A 9,403-nucleotide genomic window follows, 5' to 3' on the forward strand; every position below is an offset into this window, starting at 1 on the left:
GGCCGGGCCGGGCGGCCCCCCCCCGCGGGGCGGAGCGGCGGCGGGCGCCCGGCGCGCGGGATGCCGCCGGCGCGGCCGCGGCGATGGAAGCGGTGCTCGCGGCCTGGCGCGGCGATGGGCAGGAGTTGCGGGCGCGCACCCGCCTGGCGGAGCTGCGCCTGCAGGCCGGCGCGGCGCGCGGCGCCTTCGATGCGTTGCGCGAGGCCGAGCAGGCCTTCCCAGACGCGGCCGCGGCGCTGCGCCCGAAGCAGGCCGAGGCGCTGCTCGCCGCCATCGGGACGGAACCGCCGATTGCCGCCGTCGCGCTGTTCGACACCCACGCCGCGCTGCTGCCGCAAGGCGCGCAGACCGAGCAGGCGCTGACCGCGCTGGCCGAGCGGCTGGCCGCGCTCGATCTGGTAGGCCGCGCGCGCGCGGTGCTCGGCGGCGCGCTGGCCCGCGCCGAGGGCGCGGAATCGCGCGCCCGCATCGGGCTGTCGCAGGCGAAGCTGGCGCTCGGCGCGGGCGATGCGGGCGGCGCGCGCAAGGCGCTGGAGGAGACGGCGGCGACGCCCTTGCCGGAGGTGCTGCGGATCGCACGCCTGCGCATCGAATCGCGCGCCCTCGCCGCGCTCGGCGAGCATGATCTGGCGGCGGCGCGGCTCAGGGAGGCGGGGCCGGACGCCCTGCCCGAACTGGCGGAGCTTCTGGCGGCGCGCCAGGACTGGGCGGGTGCCGCGGCGGCGATGGGCGCGCATCTGCGGGCCAGCCTGCCGCCGGCGCCGGCGCCGCTGGACGAGGCGGCGCGCGCCCAGCTTGCCCGCGCCGCCGCGCTGCTCGCCCTCGCTGGGGACGAGCCCGGCCTGGCCGCGCTGCGCGCCGCCGAAGGCAGCCGCATGGAGCAGGGCGCCTTCGCCGAGGCCTTCGCCCTGATGACGGCCGGGCGGCTGGGCGGGATCGGCGACCTGCCGCGCCTTCGCCAGGAACTGGAAGTGGCGCGCCTGCTGCCCGCCCAGCTGGAGAGGTTGCGGCCGGGGGCCGGGGCGGCAAGGTAACTCTCCGGTCGCCCCCCGGGGGCGGCCGGTGAAGCCCCGCGTCCGCAACGGGGGGCACACGCGTTTTTTTCGGCCCGGGGGTCCCGATTTCCCTTGCGCCCCCGTCCCCCTTGCCCCATATGCGCCGGCCGTTGACCCCACGAGGTGCCGCCTATCGCGGCCACCAAGGTCATCTGCTGGCTGGAAGGAGCCTCATCATGGAAGCTCTCGTCCAACCGGGGATGGTCTCGGACCTGCCGAGCGACACCCGGAACGACAATCTCCACGGGACGGTGGAGAAGGACTACTTCATCAACCGGGGCGGCCTGCGCTTCGCGGGCGTGCACCTGATCGTGGACCTGTGGGGCGCGACCAGGCTGGACGATCCCGACCACATCGACGCCGTCCTGCGCGAGGGCGCGCTGGCGGCGGGCGCGACGATCCTGCACGGGCACTTCCACCACTTCTCGCCGAATGGCGGGGTGTCGGGCGTGCTGGTGCTGGCGGAGAGCCACATCTCGATCCACACCTGGCCGGAGCGGGACTACGCCGCGATCGACATCTTCATGTGCGGCGAGTGCGACCCGGCCAAGGCCCTGCCCGCGATCAAGAAGGGCTTCCAGCCCGAGCGCGTGCAGCTGGCCGAGCACAAGCGCGGCCTGATCGGGTAAGCGCTTCGCGCCGTTTCGTGATAAGGGGCCGGGCCGAAGGGTCCGGCCCTTTTTCTTGCCAGCCACTCGTGACAGCGGAATGACAGAGATGCCCACCGATTCCTGGGTGAACGAGACGCTCTACGCCGAATGGGGCCAGCGCTTCCTGGTGAAGCGGGAGCTTGCCCGCGTGAAGTCCGACTTCCAGGACATCATGCTGTTCGAGAGCCACACCCATGGCCGCGTCATGCTGCTCGACGGCGTGGTGCAGATCACCGAGATGGACGAGTTCGTCTACCAGGAGATGATCGCGCATGTGCCGCTGCTCGCGCATGGCGATGCGAAGCGCGTGCTGATCATCGGCGCGGGCGATGGCGGCGTGCTCAAGCGCGTCCTCCAGCACCGCAACGTCGAACGCGCCGTGATGGTCGAGATCGACGGCGAGGTGATCCGGCTTGCCAAGGAATTCATGCCCGGCATCGCCGGCGATGCCTGGACCGATCCGCGCGCCGAGGTGATCGTCGGCGACGGCATCGACCATGTCCGCCAGGCGCCTGCCGGCAGCTACGATGCGATCATCGTGGACAGCACGGACCCGATCGGCGTGGGCGAGGTGCTGTTCACCGACGAGTTCTACGCCAATTGCGCGCGCATCCTCACCGACCGCGGCCTGATCGTGAACCAGTGCGGCGTGCCGGCGATGCAGGCGGACGAACTGCGCGACACCTCGCTGCGGCGCGCCAAGTCCTTCCCGGATGTCTGGGCCTATGTCGCCGCCGTGCCGACCTATGTGGGCGGCTACATGACGCTGGGCTGGGCGGCGAAGGACGCGGCGCTGCGCGCGGTGGACGCGGCGGAGATCCGCCGCCGCGCCGATGTGGCGGGCGTGCTGGACACCACCGGCTACTGGACGCCGGAGATCCATGTCGGCGCGTTCAACCTCCCGCCCTACATCGCGCGGCACCTGCCGCGGCGCTGAGGCGGCGGGCTATTCCGCCGGTACTTCCGCAACCCGCTCACCCGGCTTGAACTGCCTGAGGCGCGCGGCGCGGAAGCGCTCGCCGAACACATCGGTCAGCGTCGGGCCGATGCCCTTGCGCGCGGTCTCGAAACGCTGTCGGGCGTCGGCATCGGCCGGGTCGATCAGGGTTTGCGCCTCGGCCTCCTGCAGGGCCCGCACCTCCTCGTTCAGGCGTCGCGCGGACTCGTGGGGCAGGGCGCGGCCGGCGACATAGACGGCCTGGCTGATGCCGATCAGGTAGTTCACCTGCTCCGGGATGCTGAAATTCGCCAGGTCGCCGGTGCCGTTCACCACCAGTGCGCCGGCCGCGAACAGGCTGAACACCAGCGCCTGCACCCGCGTCACGTCGATCTCGCCCTCCGCCGAGACGAGGTCGAGCCAGCGCGGCAGCCGGGGCGAGGGGTCCACGATCCCGGTGCCGAGCAGCCAGAGGCGGTTCTGGGTGTCGAGGCTCGTCCCCTCCGCCACACGCGCGAGCGTCGAGCCCGCGAGCGTGATGCCGAGCAGCGTCAGCACCGTGTTGGAGACCTCCGGCAGCTTGCCGGTGCGCGCCATGACATAGGCATAGACGCCGGAGACGACCACGGTGAACAGCAGCACCTGGAAGCGCGACAGGCTGCACACGCCGAAGCTGTCCTGCGCGATCACCGTCGGACGCATCGCGTACCAGAAGGCCGCGCCGCGGCCGTGGCGGATGGCGCCCACACCCTGCGCATGCGCGATCTGGCGCGACTGGAGCTGCAGCGTCGCCAGCGCCAGCGCAAGGTAGATCGCCGCGACTGCGAGAACCCCGATCAGTGTCGAGAGACGCAGGGTGGAGATGAAGAACGGCTCGCGCGCATAGGCGCGGATCTCCTTGCCGTTGGCGCGGCGGGAGCCGGGGTTGTAGTTCGGGTCCACGCAGACGAAGACCACCACCTGCCAGCGCGTCGGCAGCCAGCCGCCGCGCTCGAGCGTCGGAAACAGCGCGGTCACCGCGGTGCGGTCGTCCTCCGGCGAGGGCGGCAGAACGCTGCCCCGCACCAGATCCGCCTCCGTGATGGTGCCGGGCGTGCGGTCCGCCGGATAGGCCACCGCTTCCAGCCAGGCGGCGCGCCATTCGCTCGGCGGGATGTTGTCCGGGCGGGAGATGATGAATTCCAGCGTCGGGATGGCCTTGGCGGTCTGCTGCACATCCTCGAGCCGCAGCGCCGGCGCGCTGCCGTTCAGGTGATCCGCGACCGAGCGCATCACCATGAAGCCCGAGCCGACGCGCCATTCCTCGTCGGGCGGCACGCGCGGACTGCAGAGGATGCGGCCCTGCGTCGTCGCCGCGGGCTCCGCCAGCGCGGGCGCGAGACCGGGCAGCACGAGCAGGACGAGCAGGAAGAGAAGCCGGCCCATCGCTCCGCCCCTGTTGCGTCATGCGACGATGCGCGGCGGGCGGCCCCGATGTCCAGCCCTTGCGGGCATATGCTACCGGGCCATCATCGTGCCGGGCGCCCGCCGAAGGCGGGCGAGGCCGCGAAGGCGGCCCGCCGCTTGTGCGGCGCAGCCAAGCGAAGCGCCGGCGTCTGAGGGCCTTTCCGTGTCAGCGGGAAGGCTCACCGCGTCAGGTCGCGAATCCCTGCACCAGGCTGCCGGCCACCAGCCGCCATCCATCCACCAGCACGAAGAAGGCGAGCTTGAAGGGCAGCGCGACGACGGTCGGCGGCAGCATCATCATCCCGAGCGACATCAGCACGCTCGCCGCGACCAGGTCGATCACCAGGAAGGGGAGGAAGAGCAGGAAGCCGATCTCGAAGGCGCGGCGCAACTCGCCCACCAGGAAGGCCGGCATCAGCGCGCGCCAGGGCGCCTGCTCGGCCGGCGCCTGCGGCAGGTTCGCGAGGTCGAGGAACAGCGCCAGGTCGGCATCGCGCACCTGCGCCGCCATGAAGCGGCGGAAGGGTTCGGCGGCGGCGGCGAGGCCCTCCACCTCGCCGATCCGGCCCTCGGACATCGGGCGGATGCCCTGTTCCCAGCTGGCCATCAGCACCGGCTCCATCACGAAGAGCGTGAGGAACAGCGCCAGCGCGATCAGCACCGGGTTGGGTGGTATGGCGGGCGCGCCGATGGCGCTGCGCAGCAGCGACAGCACGATGATGATGCGCGCGAAGGACGTGACCATCACGAGCAGCGCCGGCGCGAGCGAGAGCAGGCCGATCAGCGCGGCCAACTGCACCAGCCGCGCGGTGGCCCCCGCGCCCTCGCCGCCGAGATCGAGGTTGAGGCTCTGCGCCGCGGCCGCGCCGGGGATCGCGAGCAGCAGCAGGAAGACCGGCAGGGCGCGGATCATGGCCCTGCCTTCGGCGGCGTCTCGGGCCAGCCCAGCACGATGTCCTGCCCGCCGCCGGTGAGCAGCAACAGCGATCGCCCGTCGCAGCGCAGCAGCACCACGCGGCGCCGCGTATCCAGCGCCACCGCTTCCTCCACCATCAGGCGGCGGTTGCCGCGCGCGAGGCCGGCGGCGCGCACGCCGCGCAGCACCAGCACCAGCGCGAGCAGGATGCCCGCCAGCGCCGCGACGGCGGTGATCAGGCCGGTCCAGCCGATCTCGTGCATGCCGTCTCCATCCTGGGACGAGCCTCTGGGGGTGAGGTCAGAAGCGGGCGAGGCTGGCCGCGAGGCCGTCCACCTGGCCGCGCAGCGAGAGCAGGGCGGGGCGCAACCGCTTCGCCTCCTCCGCGCCGAGCGCCATCACCGCGGCGCAGAGCGTCGTGGCCTCCCGCTCGAGCCCGGCGAGGTCGATCCGCCGCCCGCCCTCGACCAGCGCGCGCGCGAGCGAGAGCGTGCCGTCGAGCGAGGCGATGGCGGCGTGGACGGCCTCGGCGGGTTCGGGTGGCTTGCGCATCGGCGCTGACTAGACCGAGGACGATGAAGGGATCGTTAGCGCGCGGCTTAAGGGCGGCGCTAACCGTTTCTTCATCGCTTCGCGCGAGGCTCCGCGCATGGATCAAGCCGCGACCCGCGCCGTCCGCGCCCCCGATCCGCTGGCCCTCGCCGAGCGCCGGCTGCATTGGCTCGACCGGCGCCAGGCGGTGCTGGCGCAGAACGTCGCCAATGCCGACACGCCGGGCTACCGCCCGCACGACCTCGTGCCCTTCCGGCGCGAGCTGGAAGGCGCGGTGCGGCTGGCCATGGCGCGCACCCAGCCCGGGCATGGCGCCGGCAACCCGGCCGCGGCGGCGAATGCGCGCACCGAGCGGGGCGTGCCGGAAGTGACGCCGGACGGCAACGCCGTCTCGCTCGACCGCGAGGCGATGCGCATCGCGGAGACCGACACCGCCCATGCCGTGGCGATGGCGGTGCATCGCAGCTTCATGGGCATGTTCCGCGCGACGCTCGGGCGTTGAGCGCGGTTGCACGGAAGGGGAAGAGGATGGACCTCGATCGCGCCTTGCGGATCTCGGCGGCCGGCATGGCGGCGCAGTCCACCCGGCTGCGCGTGGTGGCGGAAAACCTGGCCAACCGCGACAGCACCGGGGAAGCGCCCGGCGCCGATCCCTATCGCCGTCGCACCGTGACCTTCGCCAACCGGCTCGATCGCGCGCTCGGCGTCGAGACGGTGGGCGTCTCGCGCGTCGGCACCGCGCCGGGCGAATTCCCGACGCGCTACGAGCCCTCCCACCCCGCCGCCGATGCGCGCGGCTACGTCAAGACGCCGAATGTGGACAGCCTGGTGGAGGTGATGGACATGCGCGAGGCGCAGCGGAGCTACAGCGCCAACCTCTCCGTGCTGGAGACCACGCGCGCCATGCTGACACGCGCGATCGAGGCGCTGCGGTGAGCGGCGCCGCCGGCATCGGCGCGACCGCCGCCGCGGCCTATCGCGCCGCCTCGGGCGCTGCGGCCGGCGGCACCGTCGGCGCGGCGGAGGCGGCTTCCGGCGGCTTCGGCGCGCTGGTGCAGCGGGCGATGGCGCAGGGTGTCGAGATCGGCCGGAGTGCGGAGGCAGCCTCCACCGCCGCCATGCTCGGCCAGGGCGGCGTGACGGAGGCGGTTCTGGCGATCTCGCGCGCGGAACTCACGCTGCAGACCGCGGTGGCGGTGCGCGACCGCGTCGTCGCCGCCTACCAGGACGTCATGCGCATGCCGATCTGACGGCGGCGCGGCATCGCAGGCGGGGAAAAGCTCCGTGGACACCGAGGAGGCGCTGGCCCAGGCGCTGCGCGAATCGCTCTGGGTCTCGCTCCAGGTCATGGGGCCGCCCCTGCTCGCGGTGCTGGCCGTCGGCCTCGTCATCTCGCTGCTGCAGGCGCTGACGCAGGTGCAGGAGGCGACGCTGGCCTTCCTGCCGAAGCTCGCGGTCTGCGCCGTGATGATGCTGCTGCTCGGCCCTTTCGCCGTCGGCGCGATGCGCGGCTGGACGGAGACGCTGTTCGACCGTGCGATCGAGCTCGGCGGCGTGCGATGACGGCCGAGGACGCCGCGCTGCTGCAATCGCTGCCGGCGCTGGCCTTCCAGGCGGTGCTGGCCTTCTCGCGGATCGGCGCGGCCGTGATGCTGCTGCCCGGCCTCGGCGAGCAGGAGGTCTCGCCCACCATCCGCCTCGTGCTCGGCATGGCGCTGCTGGCGCTGCTGCTGCCGGTGCTCGCACCCGGCCTGCCGCCGGCGCCGGCCGATGGCGCGGCCGCGGCCGGGCTGATCGCGCAGGAGGTGGTGGTCGGGCTGTGGCTCGGCGGGCTCGCGCGCATCGCGGCGCTGGCGCTGGCCATGGCCGGGCAGGCGATCGCGACGCTGATCGGGCTGCAGGGCTTGCTGGTCGCGGATCCCGAGCTCGGCGGGCAGGGCACGGCGCTCGGCCGCGCCTTTGGCCTGATCTCCGCCTGCCTCGTGCTCGGCACCGGCCTTTATGCCATCGCGCTGCGCGCGCTGGTGGACAGCTATGCGGTCCTGCCCGCCGGCGCGCCGATGCCGACCGGCGCGGCGGCGGAAGCGATGGCGGAAGCGGGCGCCGCCTCCCTCGCGCTGGCGCTGCGGCTGGCCGCGCCCTTCGTGATCGGGGCGATCGTGCTGAACCTCTCGCTCGGCCTGCTCGCGCGGCTGGCGCCGCAGGTGCAGACCTTCTTCGTCGCCGTGCCGGGGCAGATCCTGGCCGGCATCGCGCTGCTGGCGCTGCTGGCGCCGCCGCTGCTGGCGGTCTTCGCGGAAAGCCTCGCCGAGGCTTTCCAGGCGCTGCCCGGGGCGCGCTGAGCGATGGCCGAGGAGGACGCCCCCGATCCCGCCGACCGCTCGGAAGCCGCGACACCGCGGCGGATCGAGAAGGCGCGCGAGCAGGGTCAGGTGGCGCTGTCGCGGGAGGCGGCGGGCTTCGCGGCGCTGGCGGCGGGCAGCCTGGCCGTGGCGCTGGCGTTGCCGCCGCTCGGGCTCGAGCTGCTGAAGGCGATGCGCGCCACGCTGGAACAGGCGCATGGCGCGGATGCGCTGGAGGCCGCGCGGCTGCTCTTCTGGCAGGGGCTGCTGCTGGTTTCGGCAGTGGCAGGGGCGGCGGCGCTCGGCGCCTGCGCCGCGACGCTGCTGCAGACGCGGGGGCTGATCTCGGCGAAATCGCTGGAGCCGCGGCTCGACAAGATCAGCCCGCTGGCGGGCCTGCGCCGGCTGTTCGGGGCGGAGGGCCTGGCGGAGTTCCTGCGCAGCCTGCTCAAGATCGGCGTGGTGGGTGCCGCGCTCTGGTTCGCGCTGGGCGATCCGGCGGAGCTGCAGGCGGCGCTGCACGCGCCGGCCGGCGGCATGATGCAGGCGGCCGCGGCGGCGTCCTGGCGGCTGGTGGGGGCGGCGCTCGGCGCCTTCGCGGCGCTGGCGGTGCTCGACCTGCTCTGGGTGCGGTTCAACCATCTGCGCCAGCTGCGCATGAGCCGGCAGGAGCTGCGCGACGAGCTGAAGGAGAGCGAGGGCGATCCGCAGCTCCGCGCCCGCCGCCGACAGTTGCGTGAGAGCCGCGCCCGCAACCGGATGATGGCGGAGGTGCCTCGCGCTGCGGTGGTGATCACCAACCCGACACACTATGCGGTTGCGCTGGCCTATGCCGAGGGGCATGCGGCGCCGAAGGTCGTGGCGAAGGGCGTGGACGAGCTCGCCGCGCGCATCCGGACCGCGGCGACGGCTGCGAATGTGCCGATTGTCAGCAATCCGCCGCTCGCGCGCGCGCTGCACCGGCTGGAACTCGGAGCCGAGATTCCGGCCGATCATTACCAGGCGGTTGCTGAAATCATTGCATTCGTATGGCGCCGCCGGCGCGCCGACGAACAACTTGTTGCATCGGATGGGGCAAGACGCGCTTGACGAGACACCCGAATGCGTGTGCAGGGTCACCAAAGCGTGATGTTGCGCTGGATAGGGGGATGCCGATGGCTGAACCGCGCTGGGGCGGGCTCGAAGCCCTGTTGCGGAGCCGGATGCCCAAGGGCGAGCTGGACCCCGCGCTCTGCGCGGTGCTGGAGGCCGCCTCCCCCGGCCTTGCGCTGCTCGATCCGGCCGACCGCCTGATCGCCTGGAACCCGGAACTGGCGCGGATCTGCGGGCCGACGCTGCCGCTGCGCCCGGGCATGTCCATGACCGGGCTGATCGCGCCGGACATCCGCGACGCGGCAGCCGCGGCGCTGGATGCGGGGCGGCGGGTGGAGGCGGGGGGGGGCCGCGCCCGCGCGGCGCCCGGGGGGGTCGGGCGGCGGCCGCGGCGCGGGCCCGGCGCCGCGGGG

The 9,403-nt window shown here is 73.3% G+C and carries 14 protein-coding genes; 10 read left to right on the top strand and 4 right to left on the bottom strand.

What is annotated here, in order from left to right; all coding sequences use genetic code 11:
- The 3 genes from AC1MIR_RS02175 to speE all read left to right on the top strand — a co-directional run.
- On the top strand, positions 1–1,034 hold a 1,034-nt coding region (locus AC1MIR_RS02175), incomplete at its 5' end, for a hypothetical protein (RefSeq protein ID WP_480026544.1).
- Between the two features lie 197 nt (positions 1,035–1,231).
- Positions 1,232–1,684 carry an adenosylmethionine decarboxylase gene (gene speD, locus AC1MIR_RS02180; protein WP_480026545.1) on the top strand — a complete coding sequence of 151 codons (453 nt, stop codon included), beginning with the start codon at positions 1,232–1,234 and terminating at the stop codon, positions 1,682–1,684.
- Between the two features lie 88 nt (positions 1,685–1,772).
- Positions 1,773–2,642 (top strand): polyamine aminopropyltransferase, encoded by an 870-nt coding sequence (gene speE / locus AC1MIR_RS02185; protein ID WP_480026546.1) that lies wholly within the window; start codon positions 1,773–1,775, stop codon positions 2,640–2,642.
- A 9-nt stretch (positions 2,643–2,651) separates the two neighbouring features.
- Here the strand turns inward: speE and AC1MIR_RS02190 are convergent, their stop codons facing one another.
- From AC1MIR_RS02190 to AC1MIR_RS02205, 4 genes are all read right to left on the bottom strand, one after another.
- A complete protein-coding gene (locus AC1MIR_RS02190) occupies positions 2,652–4,067 on the bottom strand; it encodes a hypothetical protein (RefSeq protein ID WP_480026547.1) in 1,416 nt (471 codons plus the stop codon).
- 208 nt (positions 4,068–4,275) lie between these two features.
- A complete protein-coding gene (gene fliP, locus AC1MIR_RS02195) occupies positions 4,276–5,001 on the bottom strand; it encodes a flagellar type III secretion system pore protein FliP (protein ID WP_480026548.1) in 726 nt (241 codons plus the stop codon).
- Complete coding sequence (locus tag AC1MIR_RS02200) at positions 4,998–5,267, bottom strand: hypothetical protein (RefSeq protein WP_480026549.1); 270 nt, start codon at positions 5,265–5,267, stop codon at positions 4,998–5,000. The genes fliP and AC1MIR_RS02200 overlap by 4 nt, the downstream gene beginning before the upstream one ends.
- A 37-nt stretch (positions 5,268–5,304) precedes the next feature.
- The gene (locus AC1MIR_RS02205; RefSeq protein ID WP_480026550.1) at positions 5,305–5,556 is read right to left on the bottom strand and encodes a hypothetical protein; all 252 of its coding nucleotides are present in this window, start codon (positions 5,554–5,556) and stop codon (positions 5,305–5,307) included.
- 97 nt (positions 5,557–5,653) lie between these two features.
- Here AC1MIR_RS02205 and AC1MIR_RS02210 point away from each other — a divergent pair, with 97 nt between their 5' ends.
- The 7 genes from AC1MIR_RS02210 to AC1MIR_RS02240 all read left to right on the top strand — a co-directional run.
- Positions 5,654–6,058, top strand: a complete 405-nt coding sequence (locus AC1MIR_RS02210) for a flagellar basal body rod protein FlgB (RefSeq protein ID WP_480026551.1) — start codon at positions 5,654–5,656, stop codon at positions 6,056–6,058.
- A gap of 26 nt (positions 6,059–6,084) precedes the next feature.
- Positions 6,085–6,492, top strand: a complete 408-nt coding sequence (gene flgC / locus AC1MIR_RS02215; protein ID WP_480026552.1) for a flagellar basal body rod protein FlgC — start codon at positions 6,085–6,087, stop codon at positions 6,490–6,492.
- Positions 6,489–6,806, top strand: a complete 318-nt coding sequence (fliE, locus tag AC1MIR_RS02220; protein WP_480026553.1) for a flagellar hook-basal body complex protein FliE — start codon at positions 6,489–6,491, stop codon at positions 6,804–6,806. Before flgC ends, fliE begins: the two co-directional genes overlap by 4 nt.
- A gap of 34 nt (positions 6,807–6,840) precedes the next feature.
- The gene (locus tag AC1MIR_RS02225; protein ID WP_480026554.1) at positions 6,841–7,119 is read left to right on the top strand and encodes a flagellar biosynthetic protein FliQ; all 279 of its coding nucleotides are present in this window, start codon (positions 6,841–6,843) and stop codon (positions 7,117–7,119) included.
- Entirely contained in the window at positions 7,116–7,898 is a 783-nt protein-coding gene (locus AC1MIR_RS02230) for a flagellar biosynthetic protein FliR (RefSeq protein ID WP_480026555.1), read from the top strand. Before AC1MIR_RS02225 ends, AC1MIR_RS02230 begins: the two co-directional genes overlap by 4 nt.
- A gap of 3 nt (positions 7,899–7,901) precedes the next feature.
- A complete protein-coding gene (locus AC1MIR_RS02235; RefSeq protein WP_480026556.1) occupies positions 7,902–8,987 on the top strand; it encodes an EscU/YscU/HrcU family type III secretion system export apparatus switch protein in 1,086 nt (361 codons plus the stop codon).
- A 65-nt stretch (positions 8,988–9,052) separates the two neighbouring features.
- On the top strand, positions 9,053–9,403 hold a 351-nt coding region (locus AC1MIR_RS02240; RefSeq protein WP_480026557.1), incomplete at its 3' end, for a hypothetical protein.

Source organism: Falsiroseomonas sp. RANM36, from assembly GCF_056682175.1.

Bases quoted from the DNA above. Each gene is read 5' to 3' on its own strand.
- speD (WP_480026545.1), top strand. From the start codon at position 1,232: ATGGAAGCTCTCGTCCAACCGGGGATGGTCTCGGACCTGCCGAGCGAC.
- speE (WP_480026546.1), top strand. From the start codon at position 1,773: ATGCCCACCGATTCCTGGGTGAACGAGACGCTCTACGCCGAATGGGGC.
- AC1MIR_RS02190 (WP_480026547.1), bottom strand. From the start codon at position 4,067: ATGGGCCGGCTTCTCTTCCTGCTCGTCCTGCTCGTGCTGCCCGGTCTC.
- fliP (WP_480026548.1), bottom strand. From the start codon at position 5,001: ATGATCCGCGCCCTGCCGGTCTTCCTGCTGCTGCTCGCGATCCCCGGC.
- AC1MIR_RS02200 (WP_480026549.1), bottom strand. From the start codon at position 5,267: ATGCACGAGATCGGCTGGACCGGCCTGATCACCGCCGTCGCGGCGCTG.
- AC1MIR_RS02205 (WP_480026550.1), bottom strand. From the start codon at position 5,556: ATGCGCAAGCCACCCGAACCCGCCGAGGCCGTCCACGCCGCCATCGCC.
- AC1MIR_RS02210 (WP_480026551.1), top strand. From the start codon at position 5,654: ATGGATCAAGCCGCGACCCGCGCCGTCCGCGCCCCCGATCCGCTGGCC.
- flgC (WP_480026552.1), top strand. From the start codon at position 6,085: ATGGACCTCGATCGCGCCTTGCGGATCTCGGCGGCCGGCATGGCGGCG.
- AC1MIR_RS02230 (WP_480026555.1), top strand. From the start codon at position 7,116: ATGACGGCCGAGGACGCCGCGCTGCTGCAATCGCTGCCGGCGCTGGCC.
- AC1MIR_RS02235 (WP_480026556.1), top strand. From the start codon at position 7,902: ATGGCCGAGGAGGACGCCCCCGATCCCGCCGACCGCTCGGAAGCCGCG.